This window comes from Halosimplex yunnanense (assembly GCF_054504345.1).
The window spans coordinates 18,734-37,932 of record NZ_JBTJEL010000033.1; the positions used below are offsets into that span (position 1 = coordinate 18,734).

Sequence of the window (19,199 nt, forward strand, 5' to 3'; positions counted from 1 at the left end):
AGTCACGAAACGAGGCTCTGGATGGCTCGATTCACGATCGAACTGCCCGCCGACCTGGTGGGCGAGGCGAGCGGGCACAGCGACCGACCGAACGGAACCGACCGACCGTGCGACGGGGCCGAGACGTACGAACGAACCGACGTCGACGCCGCGACGTGCGGGTTCGTCTCGTGGGTCGAGTGCTGGGCCGGGGCGTAATCCGGCGGGTGACTCTCAGGCCGAGTCGACGAGGCGGGCGGCGATGCGCTGGGCGCCGAGCGACGGCGAGATGTCGGGCCGCCCGGCCGCGACGGCTTCGACTTCCCGGTCGAGTTCTTCGCTGACGCGGCGCTCGAACTCGCCGACGATGCCGGGGATGCAGGCCATACCGCCCGTGAGGACGATCCGGTTGTCGAGCGCGAGCTGGTATACCTTCATGTAGTCGTTGGCGAGTTCCGGCAGGAAGGTGTTGCAGAACTCCTCGACGGCGTCGTCGAGGTACTCGTTGCAGGCGTCCATGACGCTCCGCTCGATGGTGAACTCGTGGGAGCCGCCGCCGGGCTGCTGGATGATGTCGGTGAACGACTCGAAGTCGTCGAAGTCCGCGTGCTCTTCCTTGTACTCCCGGGCGGTCTGGGTGTCGATGTTGACCCGACCCTGGGTCTCCTCCTCGACGTAGTTGGCGATCATCCGGTCGACCTCGTTGCCGGTGACGGCACCGGTCGTGAACGGCGCGAGTTGCTCGCCGCGGCGGTAGCCGGACGCTTCGAGGTTCGTCGACCCCATGTTGACGGCGACGAAGATCTCCTCGATGGCCTCCAGATCGTCGCCGCGAGCGGGGATGGCCCCGCACAGCGACTCGGGGTAGCTCTCGACGAGCGCCTGTCCGATCGAGGAGTCCTCGATCACTTCTTCGAGGTTCTCCAGCCCCTCCGGGTTGTCGATGGTCGGGATGGCGTAGACGACGCCGCTGTTCTCGGGGATGTCGTTGGCGTCGATGAACGCCTCGAAGAACTTCTTGGTCAGTTCGGCGCGGTCCTCGTCCTCGGGGAGGCCCGAGCGGAGCATGAACTGGACCTCGTCGGGGTACTCGCGGGCGGCCTCCTCGCCGTAGAGGACCTGCTCCTCGCCGGTGAGAGCGTCCTCGTACGTTGCGAGACAGGTTAGCGTTCGGATCGTCTGGATCTCGCCATCCTCGTCGGGGTAGGCCAGGACCGTTCGGGTGCTGCCGAGCTTCACGCCGATCGGAACCGGCTCGTCATCGCTCATGTTCCGGGAGTTAGCGCCACCCCGGATAAATGTACCCCGTGCATTATCGTTTCTGCGAACGTCGGAGCGTACGGAAATTATCCGGTATCCACTCGGAAAATAGGAGACGCGGCGGCCTCAGCGGTCCCCAGATGACGTCGACTGAGCTGGGGTCCGGCGGACCCACCGACGGGACGCCGATCAGTTCCGTCACAGTTAAGGGTACGAGTTAGTAGGATACTAACAACAGAGCTGTCGTGATGAAAGAACACAGGGAATTCGTCGGACGGAGGGATCGTCGATGATCGGGATACGCGACGTGGCAGACGGGATCGTCGACCACAGGCGGATAACGATCCTCGTCTTGCTGCTGGTCGTCGGATCTATCGGCGTCGGCGCCGTACAGGTCGAGGACTCCGCGTCGCTCTCGCAGTTCGAGACCACCTCGTCGGAGGCCCAGAAGCTGGACTACGTCGACTCGAACTTCGGGACGAGCGCGAATACGACGTCAGTGCAGGTCGTCGTCCGCGACGACAACATCCTCACGCGGGACGCGTTGCTGTCGCACTTGCGCTTCGAGCGGGCCGTCCGCGAGAACGAGACGGTCAACCGGACGCTCGCGGCGTCCCAGCCGCCGACCGGCATCGCGAACGTCGTCGCGACGACCGCGATCCGGGAGGAGCAAGCCGAGAACCTCACCGAGCGTGCTCGGACGCTGCGTACCGAGCAGCGCCGGCTCAACGAGACGGGCGACCGGCTGAGCGACGCGCTCAACCGCACCCGTTCGCTCCAGCAGGACTACGTCGAACTCAACCGTTCGCGCGCGAGCGGCGAACTCGGCGAGGAGGCCTACCGCGAGCAGGCGGCGGCCATCGAACGGAACCTGACGGCGACGCGCGAGCGGGCGACGACCGGGCTGTCGGCCAACCAGAGCGAGTCGTTCGCCGAACTGACCTCGCAGACGCGGACCCTCCAGTCACAGCTGGCTTCGCTGAACGCCTCCTACGCCCGCGGCGAGATCAACGAGTCGACCTACCGGGAGCGATCTGGCGAGATCGGTAGCCAGTTCGAGGGCGTCTACGCGGGGATCCAGCGGGTCCTCGAACCCGACGCCCGCGCGCTGGAGCAGCGAGGGGCGGCGCTCCAGCAGGACCGCGAGCGCCTCCAGCAGCGCGTCGAGAACGGCTCGATGCCGCCGCTCGCGACGCAGATCGAGCAGATCGAATCGATGAACGCCACGGCGGTCGAGACCACCGTCGAGAGCGTCCTCGCGGAGGGGAGCGGCAGTGAAGCGTTCGCGCTGATGCCGACGAGCTACGAGCCGGGGTCGACCGCGGCGAACGCGACGATGGTCGTCCTCACGCAGACGACCGACGAGGAGATCACGCAGGGATCGGCCAGCGAGCGGATCCAGACCTCACAGATCGCCGTCCAGCGGATCGCCGCGCAGGAACTCGACGGCGAGTCGATGGTCTTCGGCGCGGGCATCATCGCCGACGAGACCAACCGCTCGATGCAGGACAGCCTGATCATCGTCGGGCCGTTCGCGATCCTGTTCGTCCTCGTCGTGTTGACCATCGCCTACCGCGACCTGCTCGACATCGTCCTCGGCGTGGTCGGGCTGGGACTGGTCCTGCTGGTCACCTTCGGCTACATGGGCTGGACCGGGGTCGCGTTCAACCAGCTGTTCGTCGCCATCCCGGTGTTGCTGATCGGGCTGTCGATCGACTACGCGATCCACGTGTTCATGCGCCACCGGGAGGAGCGGGAGTCGCCGTCGAAGGCCGGCGAGGACGACAGCGGCGACGAGACGGTCGCCGGGTCGATGCGGACCGCGCTGGCGGGCGTGGGCACCGCGCTGGTGCTCGTGACCGCCACGACTGTCATCGGCTTCCTCTCGAATCTCACCAGCCCGGTCGGTCCCATCCGGGAGTTCGGGATCGTGAGCGCGGTCGGGATCACGGGCGCGCTGGTCGTCTTCGGCGCGCTGATCCCGGCGCTGAAGGTCGAGGCCGACGCGCTGCTGGAGCGGTTCGGGTTCGACCGACGCAAGCGCGCGTTCGGGACCGGCGGCGGCGCGTTCAGCCGCGTGCTCGCGGTGGGCGCCTCGGCCGCCGAGCGAGCCCCGTGGGCGATCATCCTCGTCACGCTGCTGATCAGTGCGGGCGGCGCCTACGGCGCGATGCACGTCGACACGTCCTTCGAGCAGAAGGAGTTCATCGCGGAGGAGCCGCCGTCGTGGACGGAGTCGCTCCCGGCGGCGATGCAGCCGGGCGAGTACTCGATGCGGTCGACCTTCGAGTACGTCAACGCGAACTTCCTCCGCGAAGACGCGACCGCGGAGTTCCTCTACGAAGGGGAGGTAGCCACCGGCGACGCGCTCCAGCGGGTGAACCGGACGGAACGCCTCGTCGCCGAGAAGAACGTGACCGCCGAACTCTCGAACGGCGAGGCCGACGTGCGGAGCCCGCTCACGGTGATGCGCTCGGTCGCGGCGACCAACGAGACGTTCAACGCGACGTTCGCGGCAGCAGATACCGACGGTGACGGCGTCCCCGACCGGAACGTCGACGAGGTCTACGACGCGCTGTTCGCGGCGGCACCGAACGACGCCCAACAGGTTGTCCAGCGCGAGGGCGGCGACTACCGGGCGCTCCGGCTGTCCGTCTCGCTGCAGGGAGGCGCCGCCGGCTCCGCGGTCACCGATCAGATGAACGACGTCGAGTCGGCCGTCACCGGCGGGGACGTGACCGTCACCGCGACCGGCCGGCCGATCGTCAACGAGATCGTCCAGAACGACCTGCTCACGACGGTCGTCGAGAGCCTCGTTATCACGCTGGTGGTCTCCTTCCTCTTCCTGATGATCACCTACCGGATCGCGGAGGGGAGCGCGACGCTCGGGCTGGTGACGCTCCTGCCGGTCGTGTTCAACGTCTCGTGGATCCTCGGGACGATGTACCTGCTCGACATCCCGTTCAACGTGCTGACGGGGATGATCACGAGCCTGACCATCGGGCTCGGGGTGGCCTACAGCATCCACCTCACCGAGCGGTTCAGCCTCGAACTCGACCGGCTCGGGTCGGCCCGGGAAGCCATGCGGACGGCAGTGACCGGCACGGGCGGCGCCCTGCTCGGCAGCGCGGCGACGACCGTCGGCGGGTTCGGCGTGCTCGTGTTCGCCATCCTGCCGCCGCTCCAGCAGTTCGGCTTCATCACCGGGCTCACGATCGTCTACGCGTTCCTCGGGAGCGTGTTCGTCCTGCCCAGCCTGCTCGCGGTCTGGTCGCGACATCTCGGTCCCGCGGGCGCGTTCGAAACCACCGAGTCGCCCGACGACGGCCCGGACGCCGACCCGATCGGCGGCGACGGGCCCAGTGGCGACGGCGACGAACCGGTCGGTGCGACCACGTCGGACGCGGGCGCCGCGAGCGCGGCCGCTGCGACGGGAGCGACCGCGACGGCGGACGGGCCCACCGCGGCGAGCGCAGCGGACGACGTGGCGGCGGTTCCCGACGCCGGCACGCGGACGAACGGCGACTCGACGCCGTACGCCACCCGGTCGGTCGAGCCCGCCCGGGTCCGACCGGGCGGAACCGCCCACGTGACCGTCACACTCCCGTCGGCGTCCGGCCGGGTCGTGCTCCGGGACAGCCCGTCGGTCGGGTCGATCAGCCTCGACGACGTCTCCCCCGATCCCGTCCAGCGGGTCACCGCGGACGGTCACGTCTACGTCCTCTGGGAGTTCGACGACGGAGCAAGCGCGGAGGTCGAGTACACGCTCACCGTGCCCGAGGGGATGGCCGACGGCGGCGCAGTCGAGTTCGACGGCGAGTTGCTCCTGCCGGACTACGTAGTCCCGGTCGCCGGCCCCGACGCGGCGCCGGTCACGACCGACATCGTCGGCGCCATCCTCGACGGCGACCGCGTGAGCGAGCGCGACGTCGCCGACGCGGGTCGACACCTCGCCGACGGGGCGATCGACGCCGCGGCGTTCGAGCGCGTGTACCACGCGTGGCTCGACGAGCACGCCAGCGAGCAGTCGGCGAGCGACGCCGAACAGCCTGATGCGGCGACGAACGGCGAGTCGGCGGTGGCCGAACCGCCCGCGGACGGCCAGCTTGGATCGAACGGCGACTCGCCGTCCGCCGACGGCTCGGCTGTGCCCGAGAGCCGCGAGCACCGGACGGACGAGCACCGTCCCGACGAGGGGGAAAGAGACGATGAGTGAGGACGGCGAGTCCGAGGCGATAGAGGCGCTTCAGCGGCTGGGCCTCTCGAAGTACGAGGCGCAGGTGTTCGTCGCGCTGGAACGGCTCGGGACCGGAACCGCACGCGACGTCGACCGGATGACCGACGTTCCCCGCTCGCAGGTCTACGGCGCGGCCGAGAACCTCGAGGAGCGCGGGCTCGTCGAGGTCCAGCAGTCCAACCCGATCCAGTACCGCGCGGTTCCGCTGGAGGAGGCCCGCGAGACGCTCACCGAGCGGTTCGAGCGCGAGCAGGACCGCGCCTTCGAGTACCTGGAGGCCGCCCGCCGGGACGCGGACCACGAGGACGAACACCAGGAGGGCGTCTGGACGGTTCACGGCCGCGAGAACGTCTCCTCGCGGATCAGCCAGATCGTCGCCGACGCCCAGGACCACGCGCTGGTCGCGACGAGCCCCGAACTGATAGGCGACGAGATCGCGGCCGTACTGCGCGACCGAGCCGACGAGATCGACGTCTGGATCTACAGCGGCGACCACGACGACCCGGCACTGACCGAGCAGTTCGGCGACTCGTCGGTGATCGTCTCGCCCTTCCCGGGAGAGATGTCCGCGAGCGCCGCCGGACGGCTGGTCGCCGTCGACGGGGAGACGGTCCTGCTCAGCGTCCTCGGCGGCGAGGAGCTGCCCGGCGTCCGCACCGAGACGGCCATCTGGAGTTCCGAAACGGGCATCGCCGGCGTGCTCCTCGAACTGCTCAGGAGCCACCTCGGCGGCGACATCGAAGAGAAACTGTAGCGCCGGTCACCCCCGCGACCGGCGATTTTCGAAGACGGTTCCGCTCGTCCGCTCCTCGGCCGCGTCCTTACTGCATCCCGGCGAGTTTCGCGACGTAGACCAGGCTGAGCATGTGGTCGTCGACGTCGAGGTCCGTGGTCTCGTTCGAGCCGTTCTCGTCGATGCCGAGGAGGTAATCGTTGAGCCGCGACTCCACGTCGTCGGTGATCCAGTCGATGGACTCGTAGTAGTGGAGCGCGGACGCGGCGCCCTGGTAGCCGGCGTGCATCAGCAGGAACTCGAGCCACTCGAAGACGACGAACTCCGCGGCGTAGGTGTCCGGCACGCCGCGCAGGTACGGCTTCTCGAGGTCGTCGTTCCCGCCGACCAGCGGCAGGAGCTCGCGGTACAGTCCCGCGCGGAAGGAGTCGCCGGCGGACATGCTCATGTCGTTCCCCTCACCGAGGGGGCCCCACTCCATCTCCGCGGGGTCTTCGGGGTCGGCACGTCGCTCGTCGATATCGACGTCGGCGTCGCCGTCGCCGCGCTTGCGAGCCATCTCGCGCAGTTCGTTCAGGTCGTAGTCCCGGGGGTTGATCGTCATGATACTGTCCGTATTCTCCCCCGATGGTATAAATCTTCCACCCAGTCAGACGGGCGTCTGACGACGACATCGTGGCGTGACGGCGCCAACGGCTCGAAATACTGCCCGATAGCCGTCGGCCGGGCTATGCTGACCGCCCCGCGTCGCGGCTCCGAAACCGCCCGATTTCAGCTTCTGATATCCCGGCGCGTATTTTTATAAACCGGTAGGGCAGAGACGGAGACAACGTGGCGACCAGCAGAACCGGACCGGCGCGCATCTGCGTGACCAACGCGAAGGGCGGGACCGGCAAGACGACCGTGGCGATCAACGTCGCCGGGGCGCTCAACGAGCGCGGCCGCGACGTCCTGTTCGTCGATCTGGACCCGCAGGGCAACGCGACAGAAGGGCTCGGCCTCCTCGAGGAGTTCGACTCGGCACCTCCGACGCTGTTCGACGTCCTGACGGACGGCAACCAGCGCGACCGGCTCGGCGACCTGGTCGTCGACCACCCCGAGATGGACGTCGTCCCGAGCAACATCGACATGCTCCAGGCCGAGCGCGAGTTGACCATCGCCGACCTGGTCGCTCGGGCGACGGCCGGCGAAGTGGACATCGACCCCGAGGCCCTGTCGACGCTCGCGGTCAACGTCACGCCCGACACGGTGACGGGCGGGCATGCGCTCGACACGCTGGACGAGGCGCTGGGCGCCATCGAGGACGACTACGACTACGTCGTGGTCGACTCGCCGCCGTTCTACGGGAAACTGACCGACACCGGCATCTTCGCCACCCGGAACATCCTCGTCCCCGCGCTGACGGAGGCGACCTCCGAGCGGGCCATCGAGCTCCTCATCGACCAGATGACGGCGCTGGAGTCCCAGACCGACATCACCGTCGACACGCTCGGGGTCGTCGCCAACCGCGTGGAGGCGACGAGCGAAGACGAGACGATGCTGGAGTGGTTCGAGGCGGTCTTCGCGGACGACCCCGTCTGGGAGGTCCGCAAGCGCGTCGCGCTCCAGCGGGCGTTTTCCGCCGGGCAGTCCCTGTTCGCCTACGACCCCTCGGTGGACATGACCGAGGTCTTCCTCGAGATCGCGGCGGATCTGGACCGGCAGTTCGGCTACGCGGAGGTAACAGCATGACTGACGACGACGAACGCATGGACCGCGCCCGCCGCATCCGCGAGATGCGCGAGGGTTCCCGGCCACAGGATGACGCATCGAACGACGACCAGCCGGCCGACTCGTCGGACGCGGACTCGCCAGACGCCGACGAGACAAACGGATCACCCGACGAAGCGCAGGCCGACGACGAGCCGGCAGCCGACGCCGGCGCTGACGCGGCCGACGACGGCGAGGACACGCCGGGCGAAACCGACGAGGCGTCGACGGACGACAGGACCGAATCGGACGACGTGACCGAAACGGACGACGCGACCGACGAGTCGGAATCCGCCGACGAGGTCGACGAACCGGAACCCGAGTTCGAGGCAGACACGGTCGACGCCGACGACGTGGAGCCCGACGCCGAGGCCGACGAGCCGGACGACGCGGCCTCCGCAGCCGCGGAGGCGGCCGCAGAGGCCGCCGCGGAACTGCAGGAGACCGAAGAAGGCGGCACGATCCACATCCCCGGCGCCGACGTCGGCGACGTCGAGGTCGACGTCGAGGAGATGGCCCAGCAGGCCGGCCTGACCGCGGCCGACGAAGGCGGAGACGGCGCGGCCGAGGACGGCGTCAACCCGGTCGCACCGGGCGCGGCCGGCCGCGCCGACGACGCCGACACCCAGAGCGGAGAGGAGACGCGCGTCCTCGAGTTCGCGCTCGGCGACGAGCAGTACTGTCTCGACATCGAGTACGTCGAGGAGATCGTCAAGCGCGAGACGGTGACGCGCGTGCCGAACACGGCCGACTGCGTCGAGGGCGTCGTCGACCTGCGCGGCCAGATCACGACGATCCTCGACCCGAAGGTCCTGCTCGACATCCCCGAAGAGGGGAGCAAGGACCTCATCATCGTCTTCGACCCCGACGAGTTCGACGACCAGGGGGCCGTCGGCTGGGTCGTCGACGACGTGAACCAGGTCACGCCCGTCACCGAGGACGAGGTCAACCCCTCGCCGGTCGACCAGGACCACGTCAACGGCGTCGTCGACCGCGACGGCGATTTCGTCATCTGGACGACGCCCGAACTCGACCTGGACGAAGCAGCCGGATAATCAGTCACCGTCGCGCCGCTCGAGGGAGTCGTCCTCGCCGTCCGGCCACCCGACTTCTTCCCGGACGAGGTCGACCGCGTTCTCGACGGCGCCGACGCTTGAGAGGTAGCCCGCACCGACCGACGTTTTCAGCGCTTTCGCCGCTCGACCAGTGACCACGGTCGGGCCGACCTGCGCGACAGCGCCGTCGCCGACGCTGACCAACCAGCCCACGGAGTCGAAGCGGTAGCCGTCCAATCGGGGCTCGAATCCGCCGTCGCCCGACCGCTCGTGTTCGACGAGGCGAGCGACGTTGTCGGCCACGACCCGCGCCTCGCGGATGGCCGCCTGTGCGCTCGCCGGGACGGCCTCGCCGTCGGTGTCGACGACTCGCCCGGCGTCGCCGAGGACGAACGTGTCGTCCTCGTAGCGGAGCGTGTTGCGGACGACGGGGCGCTCGCCGTCGAGGGCATCCGGGCCGCGGATCCCGCCCGTCCAGACGAACTGGTCGTAGCCCGTCTCGGTACCGTCGGCGAAGGCGATCACGTCGTCGTCCGCGCTCGTGACGCGGCGGTCGGCCTCGAAGCGGACGCCCCGGGTTTCGAGTTCGTCGCGGACCGCCCGCTGGAAGTTCTCGGGGAACCGCGGTGCGACGGTGTCCTCGCGTTCGAGGAGGACGACTTCAGTCGACGCGGCGACGCCCTCGTCGTCGGCGAGCGCGGCGAGTTCGCCCGCGACCTGTACCCCCGAGAGTCCGGCACCACCGACGACGACGCGTGCGGGATCGTCCGGGTCAGCAGTTTCGACCGTCTCGAAGAAGTCCGCGCGGACGCGCTCTGCATCTGCGAGGCGCTTGAGCGGCGTTCCGTGTTCCTCGACGCCGGGGAGGTCGTAGTAGTTGGTCTCGGCCCCGAGGCAGACGGCACCTACGTCGTAGTCGAGACGGGAGCGGCCGTCTCCTCCGTCGAGCGTGGCGACACCGGCGGCGGTGTCCACGTCGGTGACCGTCGCTTCGCGGACGGTGGCCCGATCGAGCACGTCGTCGAGGTCAACGACGATCTCCGCGGCGAGGTCCGGGCGGCGGACGACGCGGTGGAGTTCGTGCTGGACGAGGTGGCTGGCGTCCTCGTCGACGACGACGAGGTCCACGTCCGCGGGCAGTTCCGTCTCCAGTTCGCGGGCGAGGGTCAGACCGGCGTATCCGGCGCCGAAGACGGCGACGCGCATGGCGGAACTGTGGGCCGGACCGAGAAAAGATCACTGACGGTCGAGCGGTCAGCGCAACCGACCGTGCCCGCAGCACTACTCGATCAGTCGCGCTCGGACGCACTCCCAGCGCGGGACGGTCGTGAGCCGGTCGTACTTTTCGGGGTCGACCTCACGGTAGGCCGGGTCCGGCGTCGGTTCGAGGAACCGCTCGATCGCGAACCCGGCGTCGGCCAGCGGGTTGAGGTGCTCGCCGAGCGGTCGGCGGTAGTTGCGCGGCTGCATCTCGCCCCAGTCCTGAACCAGCTGTTCCGTCTGGAAGTACGACTCGGCCTCTGCTGGCGTGACCCATCCCGAAACTGGGTGCCCCGTCGAGAAGACGAACAGCCCGTCGGGGCGCAGGACCCGGGCGAACTCGTCGAAGACGGGAAGCCAGTCGGAGACGTGTTCGAGGACGAGCTGGCTCAGCAAGAGGTCGACCGACTCGTCGTCGAGGAACGCCAGCGGCTCGGTGAGGTCGGCCCGGCGGACAGAGACGGGTGCGTCGTCGAACCGTTCTCGCGTCCGCTCGACCGCCGATTCCGTGGCGTCGACGGCGACGACCTCCGCGCCCTGCTCGACCAGCCACGCGGTGTAGTCGCCGACGCCACAGCCCGCTTCGAGGACGGTCAGCCCGTCGACGTCCGGCAGCAGCGAGCGCGTCGCGGGCCACTCCAGCAAGCGGCGCAACGGCTCGTCGCTCCAGTCCGCGTTCTCCTCGGCCATGAGCGCGTACGCCGCCTCGGTCGCCTCGTCGATCGGCATGCGTCCACGTGACACGGGCGGCGATATAAGGCTATTCGAGAGGAACGTCCGTGAGAATTCGCGATCCGCGGAGCGGTGGCACCTGCCCACCAGTCATTGAAATGACTCGCGGTCCAACGGGCGATATGTACGAGTCGATTCTGGTGCCGACCGACGGGAGCGACACGGCCGAGCGGGCGACCGACCACGCGATCGAACTGGCCGACGCCTTCGATGCGACGCTTCACGTCCTCAGCGTCGTCGACGTCGGGGACGAAGCGGGGCCGTTCAGCGCCGGCGGCGTCGACGACGAGTTCGTGGATCGGTTGCAGGCCGACGCCGAAGCGGCGGTCGCCTCCGTCGTGGAGGCAGTCCCCGGACAGCCGGTCGAGACGGAGATCATCGAAGGCAGCCCCGCGGAGACCATTGTCGACTACGTCTCCAGCGAGGGGATCGATCTCGTGGTGATGGGTACGCACGGTCGGACCGGCCTCGATCGCGTCGTGACCGGGAGCACCAGCGCGGAGGTCGTCCGCGAGTCGCCGGCACCCGTGGTCTCCGTCCGGGACGTCAACGGCTCGCTGTCGATCGAGTACGACGACGTGTTGATCCCAACCGACGGCAGTCCGGCCGCCGAAGCGGCGATCGACCACGGCCTCGCCCTCGCCGACGCCTTCGACGCCACCGTCCACGCGGTCTACGTGGTCGATACGGTGGCCCTGGCCGGGGGCGCCGACACTGGGGTCCCCGGGGGCGGTGGCGGAGGTGGCGCGGCGACCGGCGACATCCTCGAACCGCTCGTCTCTTCGGGCGAGGACGCGACCGGCCGCATCGCCGAACGAGCGAGCGAGCGAGGGCTCGACGCCACTGCGGAGGTCATCGAGGGGTCACCCGGGGCGGCGCTGGTCGACTACGTCGACGAGGAGGGGATCGACTTCGTGGCGATGGGGACCCACGGCCGTACCGGCCTCGACCGGGTCCTCCTCGGCAGCACGACCGAGCGCCTGATGCGCCACTCGACCGCCCCCGTACTCTCGGTTCGCCACGAAGAGAGCGAGTGAAATCGGGTCGAAACCCGTCAGTCAGAACAGCGCTTCGCTCTCGTCGAGGATCTGAGCGGGGCCGCCGATCTCCCAGACGCGAGTGTCGACGCCGCAGTCGGCGACGACTTCCTCGACGCGGTCGACGTGTTCGGCGGTCGTGTTGATGTAGACGCTCGCGCCCGTGTCGACGGAGAAGTAGACCGGCACGTCCTCCTCAGAGCGCAACTCGCGGACGGCGTTGAAGATCTCGATGGTCCGTGGCTGCCAGTACACCCAGCCGGCGGGGCCGGTCATTGTCGTCGCGGCCAGCGACAGCGAGTCGTGCTCGGCGCGCTCGAAGGCGGCGTCGAAGTCGCCCTCGCGGAGTTCGCCGCGCATCTCTGCGATCTGCTCGTGGATGTGCGCCAGCCGTCCCTCGAACATGTGGCTCTCGGCGGCCTCCTCGTGGGCGGCCTCGGTCTCCTTGTAACTGGGGACCATCCCGGCCACGATGCGAACGTCCTCTTCGAGTTCGTCGGCGACGTCGATGCGCTCGGAGCGACAGTCGTGGTCGTCGGCGCCGGTTCGGAGGTGGGAGTAGGCGCCCGTGACGGCGCGAGCGGCCGAGGACGAGCCGCGGCGTGCGATAGTCGAGATCTCGGGGCGCGAGAGGTCGAGGCCCGCGGCTTCGGTCAGCGCCATCGCGGCGGCGGCGAAGCCCGACGACGACGAACCGAAGCCGATGTTCGTCGGGAAGGAGTTCTCCGAGACGAAGCGGACGCGGTGGTCGATGCCCGCGCGCTCGCGGACCTCGTCGACGACGGCGCGGACGCGTTCGGCGCCGCGACCGTCGACTGCCTCGCCGTCGATCCGGTACTCGTCTTCGTCGAGATCCGGGTCGAACTCGGCGGTCGTCTTCGTGTGGCTCGGCGCGGTACAGAGGCTGATGGAGTCGTGATACGGGAGCCGCAGTTCCTCGTCGCGCATCCCGTGATACTTGACCAGCCCCTGGATCGGGTGGGCCTTCGCGGTCGCCTTCATACCCGGGAATCCGCGGGTCCGTACTTTGCTGTTATGGCTCCGACCCGTCGGACGGCGTTGTGTTCCTCCTGCAAGTGTAACAGTAATTTCAGTCACACTGTCCCGAAAACATATGCCAGACATCAACAAAACTGGTGGCGTGACTCGTCCTTGGTCCCGGCGGGCAGTTCTCTGTTCGACAGGCACAGGGATTGTGCTCCTCAGTGGCTGTGCTTCCTTCGGCTCAGAGCAATCCACAAACTCAACGATAACGCCAGTATCGGCGGAAGAGATTGCGAGCGTCAAGTGCCCACCATCCGGCGATGACGACGCGACGGTGTGTTCGCAGACGGTCGAAGCCGACGCTGCCTCGGTGTACCTCCTTCCAACGCCGACTGTCGGTGAGACCCCGGATTCACTCGAACTGACGTTCACGAATGCATCAGGGGCCGATCTTACGTTCAACCCGTACTCGTGGTCGGTCTGGAGAAAGAGCGCGTCCGGCTGGTCTGAGATCGAACAGGAAAGTTCGGGTGGCGGGAAGCTAACGGTCGCAGCTGGTAACTCCGAGACGTGGACTGTCGAAACAGTCGTTGGGTATATTAACGAGTCGGCTACGCTTAATTCGGGAGCGTACGCTGCGGGAATCAATGTCCCAAACCCGCGCGGGGACGACTGGATAACGTGTCTCGCCGTGTTCGGCCTTCGGTGATGACTGGCGAATTACTGTTTGTTTCCCCTGTCGACGATTGATGGATACCCTATACCTATCCACGAGAATCGTAGCGGAGGTGCGGGAATCGTCGCCGCTCGATACAGATTCCTCCTCGTGCGTGAGTATTATCTGTCGTGCGAGGTGATTCTCGCTCATGGAGATCGACCTCGACAGCTTCAGTGCTCGCGACTGGGAAGAGCCGACCGACGCCGACCCGATTCGGTTCGCCATGATCGGGCTGGGGTGGTGGACACGCGAGCAAGCGATCCCCGCCGTGGAAGACGCGGAGTACTGTACGACGACGGTTCTGGTCAGTTCCAGCACGGAGAAGGCCGAGGACGTCGCGGCCGACATGGATGGGATCGAGGCGGCCCTCACCTACGACGAGTGGGCCGACGGCGCGGCGACCGACGCCTACGACGCCGTGTACATCTGCACGCCGAACGGACTCCACCGCGACAACGTCGAAACCGCGGCCGCTTACGACAAGGCGATCCTCTGTGAGAAGCCCGTGGAAGCGACCGTCGAGGACGCACAGGCACTCGTCGACACCTGCGAGGAAGCGGACGTGCCGCTGATGGTCGCCTACCGACTCCAGACAGAACCGACCGTTCGCCGCGCCCGAGAACTGATCCAGAGCGGTGCCATCGGCGACGTCGTCTCGATCCTCGGGCACATGTCGGACACGATCCTCGACTCCGTCGACGAGGGGAGCTGGCGGTTCGATCCCGATCTGGCCGGCGGGACGACGCTCAACGACATCGGGATCTACCCGCTGAACACGATCCGGTTCATCCTGGAGGAAGACCCTCAGGCCGTCTACGCCCGGACGGAGTCCGAAGATCCGGCCTACGAGGGCAGCGACGAGCACGCCGCGTTCCAGCTCGAGTTCTCCGAGGGCAAACTCGCCTCGTGTACGGTCAGCCACAACGCGTCACTGGCCTCGACGCTCCGGTTCGTCGGTACCGAGGGCGAACTCAGCATCGACGGGCTGTTCTTCCCGAACACCCGGAAGGTCCTCCGGGTCTCCGGACCGGGCATTGAGGGCGAGTACCGGCCGGAACCGGTCGACCAGATGCACGAGGAGTTCGAGTACTTCGCCAACCGCCTCCAGCGCGGCCTCGACCCCGAAGCCGACGGCGAACACAGCATGGTCGACATGCACGCCATCGAAGCCCTCTACGAATCCGCCGAGAACGGAGAGCGCGTCGAACTGGACCTGTGAACGGGGCGGAAAAGCGGTGATGGACAACCGAGCGGATCACTGAGCATCCGGCGCCGAAGGCGCCGGTTCACGCGAGCGGCGGAGCCGCTCGCGCTTTTTCACCCCTGTTTTTGGCGGAGGGTTCCCGCAGGGAGCGAAGCGACCGAGGAAACCCCTCCGCCAAAAAGATGGTCTCTAGATGATCTGGTAGCCGCCGTCGACGTAGAGGAGGTGGCCGTTGACGTAGGAGGCGTCGTCGGAGGCGAGGTAGAGGTAGGCGCCGGCGACTTCGTCGGGGGTCGCCATCCGGCCCATCGGGATGGTCGGCTCGATGTCCTGGCCGCGCAGGTCCGGCAGGTCGGCGTCGTCGAGCAGGAAGCCGTCGCCGAGTTCCTCGTCGACGTCGGGGTTGCCCTGGCCGAAGGTGGTGCGGATGATCCCCGGCGCGACGGCGTTGACGCGGATGTCGTGGCGGGCGAGTTCGAGCGCGGCGACGCGGGTGATCATCATCACGGCGCCCTTCGACGCGTCGTACATCGTGTGGCCGAGCTGGGCGTACTCGGAGCTGATGGAAGCGGTGTTGACGATCGAGCCCTCGACGCCGCGGTCGAGCATGTCGCGGGCGGCGGCGCGGCAGCCGGCGAAGACGCCGCGGACGTTGATGGCCATCACCTGGTCGAACTCGTCGGCGTCGGTCTCGGTGAGCGCGGCGTCGCGGTAGATGCCGGCGTTGTTGACCATCACGTCGACGCCGCCGAACTCGCGGGCGGCCTCGACGACCGACCCGACCTGCTCGGGGTCCGAGACGTCCGTCTCGACGTAGGTCGCCTCGCCGCCCGCGTCCTCGATAGCCTCGTGGGTCGGCGCCGAGATGTCGTCTTCCTTCGGCTCCTCGCGCATGTCGGCGACGATGACGGTCGCGCCGGCGTCGCCGTACCGCGTCGCGACCTCGCGGCCGATGCCGGAGGTCCCGCCGGTCACGATGACTGTCTCCTCGGAGAAGTCGTAGTTTACAGTTCCCATAGGTCGATTCCCGGTTCGGGTCCCTTTGTAGCTTTCCGCTCCGGATCCCCGGGATCTATGGTACCGGGTGTGGTGAGGGAGAGTATGACAGGACGCGACGGCCACGTGCTGTACGAGCCGCCAGCCGAGGCGCCGGGCGCGGGAGCCATGTACCCGCGCGTCGAGCGATTGCTGCACGACGACGCCGCCGGCGAGACGCTGCTGGCGACCTTCGAGCACTACGCGAGCGCCGACCCGGATTGTCCCGATCCGTTCGCCGACGAACTGGACGACGCGATCGCGGTCCCTGAAGACCAGCCCTACTTCCCGATCTACCGGAGCACGGACGGCGGCGAGTCGTGGGAACCGGTTTCGGTTATCCGCGACACCGAGAACGACTGGGGCCTGCGCTACCAGCCGGTCCTGTTCGAGCTTCCCGAGGCCGTCGGCCCGTGGGAGGCCGGGACGGTGCTGGCCGCCGGCAACTCGATCCCCGAGGACCGATCGCAGACCAAGATCGACGTGTACGCGAGCGAGGACGGCGGCCGCTCGTGGTCCTACGTCAGCACGGTCGCCGAGGGCGGCCGCGCCGCCCCGCAGGCCGGGGCGACGCCGGTCTGGGAACCCGAGTTCGCGCTCGACGCCGACCGCGAACTCGTCTGTTACTTCGCCGACGAGCGCTACCAGGACGAGGGCTACGCACAGCTCGTCGGCCACCGGCGCTCGCTCGACGGGGGACAGACGTGGGAGGACGAGGTCTTCGACGCGGTCGTCCCCAACGGCGAGGACCGGCCGGGGATGCCCGTCGTGACGCGACTCCCGGACGGGCGCTACGTGCTGACCTTCGAGATCGTCGGCCCGACCTACGAGGGGGGCGTCTTCGTCAAGACGTCGCCGGACGGTCTGGACTGGGGCGACCCCGAGGACCTCGGATCACCCGTCGAGACTGACGAGGGCCACCAGCTCACGAACGGCCCGTACGTCACGTGGACGCCCGCGGACGTAGCGGGCGGGCCTGGCGAGGCGAACGGTTCAGACGGAGCCACCGAAGGGGGCCGTGCGGACGGTGCCGTCGTTGCGTCCGCGAAGACACTGCGGACCGACGAGAGCGAGCAGGCGCCGGGGAGCGGCCGGACGCTCCTCGCGACGACCGATTTCGAGGACTTCGAAGACTGGGAATCGGTCGCCGCGCCGCTGGCCCTCGAAGACGAGCTCGACGCCGGCCACAGGACGGTCGCGTGGACGACGCCGCTGCTCCCGTCGGCCGACGGCGAGGAACTGCTCCAGCTGACCTCGACGCACGTCGCCGACGGGCGCTGTGAGATTCGCTACGCCTCCGCGCCGCTCGACCTGTCCTGAGAAGCGAAGCGAAACTGCTCCCGACTTACTCGTCTTTCCACTTGATCGAGCAGCCGCGAGAGGGCTCGAACTCGTCGTCGATCGCCTCGCCGGCGAGCAGGCGGTCGATGAGGGCCTTCATCTCCCGCTCGGTCGGCTCGTCGTCGGGGTTGAGCGCGTCGTCAAGCCGGCCGTGGTAGACGAGCCGGAACTCGCCGTCTGTCTCCTCGAAGAGGAAGGGATCAGGCGTGCAGGTCGCGCCGTAGGCGGCGGCGACTTCCTGGCTCTCGTCGCGCAGGTAGGCGTCGTACTGGACCTCGCCGCGCTCGACGTACTCCCCCATCTTCTCGACAGAGTCCTCGGGGTACTCCGCGGCGTCGTTGGGATTGATCCCGACGACGGCCACCTCGTCGTACTCCTCGGCCAGCGCGTTCAGTTCGTCGAACTTCGCCTGGGCGTACGGGCAGTGGTTGCAGGTGAACACGAGCAACAGCGCCTCGTTGTCGGCGAAATCCTCCAGCGCGTGGGTCTCCCCGTCGACGCCGGGGAGTTCGAAGTCCGGTGCAGCGTCGCCGCGGTCGAGCGCGTCTTCCTCGGAGTCGAGTGCGACCATAACGGGCGCCGCTACGGAGGCCGGCAGAATGACGTTTCGGGTGGGACGGCCAGCCGGTCGACCGACGCTCCGGCCGATGCCGGCACCATCCTTAGGGGAGCGACGGCCGATGAGGAGGCATGGTCAACAGCCACCGTGAGAACGCGCTCAGGGACCGAGTCGAAGCCGGCGAAGTCGCGCTGGGCGTCCTCGACAACACCTACAGTCCGACGCTCGTGGAGTTCTATGGGGAACTCGGCGTCGACTTCGTGTGGATCGACTTCGAACACGGCGGCCCGAGCCCGTGGGACGCGAGCGCGGTCGACGAGCTGTTGCGCGCCGCCGAAGGGACCGACACGGAAATCCTCGCGCGGATCCCGACGACGGAGACGGCACTCGTCAGGAAGGCCCTCGACGCGGGGGTCAGGAACCTCTTCCTCTCGCGCGTGGAGAACGTCGAGGAAGTCGAGCAGGCGGCCCGCGCGGCGCGCTTCGAGTACGACGGCGAGCCGGGCGACCGCGGCATGGCGAACCCGCGAGCGCGCCGCTGGGGGCTGGCCGAGGACTACGTCGCCACGGAGGACGAGGAGGTCTTCTTCGGCGTGACCATCGAGAACGCCGAAGCCGTCGACGCCATCGACGACATCGTCGCGGTCCCGGAGCTAGACTTCGTCTTCGCCGGGCCGCTCGACCTGTCGGTGTCGCTCGGACATCCGGGCGAGCTCGACCACGACGAAGTCCGCGAGGGGATCGAGACGATCCGGTCGACCGCCGTCGACGCTGACGTGGCGCTCGGCGGACTCGGATTCGGGATGGACGACGTCAACGAGAAAGCCGAGAAGGGATACCAGATCCTCCACGTCGGGAGCACGACCGGCGCAGTCCAGTCGGCGGTCACCGGCTGGCTCGACGGCTTCGAAGGCGATCGGTCGAGCGAGTGAGAGCGAGCCAGTCGGGGCGGAGCGAGGACCCGTCAGCCGCGTTTAGTCCGCCTGAGAGCGGTAAGCGTCCTCGAACGCTTCGGCTGCGACCAGCAGATCCGAGTCGGGGACGACGCGGTAGGAGGGTTCACCGTCGTCGTCGGACGGTGCCACCTCAGTTTCGAGAACGCCGAGATCGACGAACGCCGCGATCAGGTCGTTGAGGTACAGCGTCTTCAGCGGGACGCCGGAGCGTTCGGCGAGTTCCGAACGGGTGTAGGCGTCCTCGGTGTCGAGTTCGACGAGCGTTCCGAACAGCTTCGCGGCCCCGTCGCTGTCGGCCACGAAGGCCCAGCCGCCGTCGTCGTCCGCCCCACCGTCGGACGGGTCGGTATCGAGCATAGT

At 68.2% G+C, this 19,199-nt stretch carries 18 protein-coding genes; 10 read left to right on the top strand and 8 right to left on the bottom strand.

Going from position 1 to position 19,199, the window contains the following annotated elements; all coding sequences use genetic code 11:
* Nucleotides 1-21 precede the first annotated feature (21 nt).
* Nucleotides 22-198, top strand: coding sequence for a hypothetical protein (locus AB2U09_RS08830; protein ID WP_459192347.1), 177 nt, complete (start codon nucleotides 22-24; stop codon nucleotides 196-198).
* Nucleotides 199-213: 15 nt separating this feature from the next.
* On the opposite strand, the gene AB2U09_RS08835 is transcribed toward AB2U09_RS08830, so the two are convergent.
* On the bottom strand, nucleotides 214-1,248 hold the full coding sequence (locus AB2U09_RS08835) for an actin-like salactin (protein ID WP_459192348.1): 1,035 nt from the start codon (nucleotides 1,246-1,248) through the stop codon (nucleotides 214-216).
* Nucleotides 1,249-1,528: 280 nt separating this feature from the next.
* Here AB2U09_RS08835 and AB2U09_RS08840 point away from each other — a divergent pair, with 280 nt between their 5' ends.
* A complete protein-coding gene (locus tag AB2U09_RS08840) occupies nucleotides 1,529-5,455 on the top strand; it encodes an MMPL family transporter (protein WP_459192349.1) in 3,927 nt (1,308 codons plus the stop codon).
* A complete protein-coding gene (locus AB2U09_RS08845; protein ID WP_459192350.1) occupies nucleotides 5,448-6,230 on the top strand; it encodes a TrmB family transcriptional regulator in 783 nt (260 codons plus the stop codon). Before AB2U09_RS08840 ends, AB2U09_RS08845 begins: the two co-directional genes overlap by 8 nt.
* A 67-nt stretch (nucleotides 6,231-6,297) precedes the next feature.
* Here AB2U09_RS08845 and AB2U09_RS08850 read toward each other — a convergent pair whose 3' ends face one another.
* Nucleotides 6,298-6,813: a FlaD/FlaE family flagellar protein gene (locus tag AB2U09_RS08850; protein ID WP_459192351.1), complete on the bottom strand. Its 516-nt coding sequence runs from the start codon at nucleotides 6,811-6,813 to the stop codon at nucleotides 6,298-6,300.
* Between the two features lie 227 nt (nucleotides 6,814-7,040).
* Between AB2U09_RS08850 and AB2U09_RS08855 the strand changes: the two genes are divergently transcribed.
* Together AB2U09_RS08855 and AB2U09_RS08860 are read left to right on the top strand one after the other, a co-directional pair.
* On the top strand, nucleotides 7,041-7,940 hold the full coding sequence (locus AB2U09_RS08855; protein WP_459192352.1) for a ParA family protein: 900 nt from the start codon (nucleotides 7,041-7,043) through the stop codon (nucleotides 7,938-7,940).
* Entirely contained in the window at nucleotides 7,937-9,013 is a 1,077-nt protein-coding gene (locus tag AB2U09_RS08860; protein WP_459192353.1) for a chemotaxis protein CheW, read from the top strand. The genes AB2U09_RS08855 and AB2U09_RS08860 overlap by 4 nt, the downstream gene beginning before the upstream one ends.
* On the opposite strand, the gene AB2U09_RS08865 is transcribed toward AB2U09_RS08860, so the two are convergent.
* On the bottom strand, nucleotides 9,014-10,219 hold the full coding sequence (locus AB2U09_RS08865; RefSeq protein WP_459192354.1) for an NAD(P)/FAD-dependent oxidoreductase: 1,206 nt from the start codon (nucleotides 10,217-10,219) through the stop codon (nucleotides 9,014-9,016). It abuts the gene before it with no gap.
* Nucleotides 10,220-10,294: 75 nt separating this feature from the next.
* The gene (locus tag AB2U09_RS08870) at nucleotides 10,295-11,002 is read right to left on the bottom strand and encodes a class I SAM-dependent methyltransferase (RefSeq protein ID WP_459192355.1); all 708 of its coding nucleotides are present in this window, start codon (nucleotides 11,000-11,002) and stop codon (nucleotides 10,295-10,297) included.
* Nucleotides 11,003-11,127: 125 nt separating this feature from the next.
* On the opposite strand from AB2U09_RS08870, the gene AB2U09_RS08875 reads away from it, so the two are divergent.
* The gene (locus AB2U09_RS08875; RefSeq protein WP_459192356.1) at nucleotides 11,128-12,042 is read left to right on the top strand and encodes a universal stress protein; all 915 of its coding nucleotides are present in this window, start codon (nucleotides 11,128-11,130) and stop codon (nucleotides 12,040-12,042) included.
* Nucleotides 12,043-12,063: 21 nt separating this feature from the next.
* Here the strand turns inward: AB2U09_RS08875 and mvaD are convergent, their stop codons facing one another.
* Entirely contained in the window at nucleotides 12,064-13,044 is a 981-nt protein-coding gene (gene mvaD, locus AB2U09_RS08880; protein ID WP_459192357.1) for a phosphomevalonate decarboxylase MvaD, read from the bottom strand.
* A 112-nt stretch (nucleotides 13,045-13,156) separates the two neighbouring features.
* Between mvaD and AB2U09_RS08885 the strand changes: the two genes are divergently transcribed.
* Both AB2U09_RS08885 and gfo6 read left to right on the top strand, forming a co-directional pair.
* Nucleotides 13,157-13,735, top strand: a complete 579-nt coding sequence (locus AB2U09_RS08885; RefSeq protein ID WP_459192358.1) for a hypothetical protein — start codon at nucleotides 13,157-13,159, stop codon at nucleotides 13,733-13,735.
* Nucleotides 13,736-13,892: 157 nt separating this feature from the next.
* Nucleotides 13,893-14,963: a D-xylose 1-dehydrogenase Gfo6 gene (gfo6, locus tag AB2U09_RS08890; protein WP_459192359.1), complete on the top strand. Its 1,071-nt coding sequence runs from the start codon at nucleotides 13,893-13,895 to the stop codon at nucleotides 14,961-14,963.
* Nucleotides 14,964-15,137: 174 nt separating this feature from the next.
* Here gfo6 and AB2U09_RS08895 read toward each other — a convergent pair whose 3' ends face one another.
* A complete protein-coding gene (locus AB2U09_RS08895) occupies nucleotides 15,138-15,965 on the bottom strand; it encodes an SDR family NAD(P)-dependent oxidoreductase (protein WP_459192360.1) in 828 nt (275 codons plus the stop codon).
* Nucleotides 15,966-16,049: 84 nt separating this feature from the next.
* Here AB2U09_RS08895 and AB2U09_RS08900 point away from each other — a divergent pair, with 84 nt between their 5' ends.
* Entirely contained in the window at nucleotides 16,050-17,303 is a 1,254-nt protein-coding gene (locus AB2U09_RS08900) for a sialidase family protein (RefSeq protein ID WP_459192361.1), read from the top strand.
* A gap of 25 nt (nucleotides 17,304-17,328) precedes the next feature.
* Here AB2U09_RS08900 and AB2U09_RS08905 read toward each other — a convergent pair whose 3' ends face one another.
* On the bottom strand, nucleotides 17,329-17,895 hold the full coding sequence (locus AB2U09_RS08905; protein WP_459192362.1) for a thioredoxin family protein: 567 nt from the start codon (nucleotides 17,893-17,895) through the stop codon (nucleotides 17,329-17,331).
* 119 nt (nucleotides 17,896-18,014) lie between these two features.
* Between AB2U09_RS08905 and AB2U09_RS08910 the strand changes: the two genes are divergently transcribed.
* A complete protein-coding gene (locus AB2U09_RS08910) occupies nucleotides 18,015-18,815 on the top strand; it encodes an HpcH/HpaI aldolase family protein (protein ID WP_459192363.1) in 801 nt (266 codons plus the stop codon).
* 42 nt (nucleotides 18,816-18,857) lie between these two features.
* Here the strand turns inward: AB2U09_RS08910 and AB2U09_RS08915 are convergent, their stop codons facing one another.
* Nucleotides 18,858-19,196 (bottom strand): hypothetical protein, encoded by a 339-nt coding sequence (locus AB2U09_RS08915; protein WP_459192364.1) that lies wholly within the window; start codon nucleotides 19,194-19,196, stop codon nucleotides 18,858-18,860.
* Nucleotides 19,197-19,199: the final 3 nt, after the last annotated feature.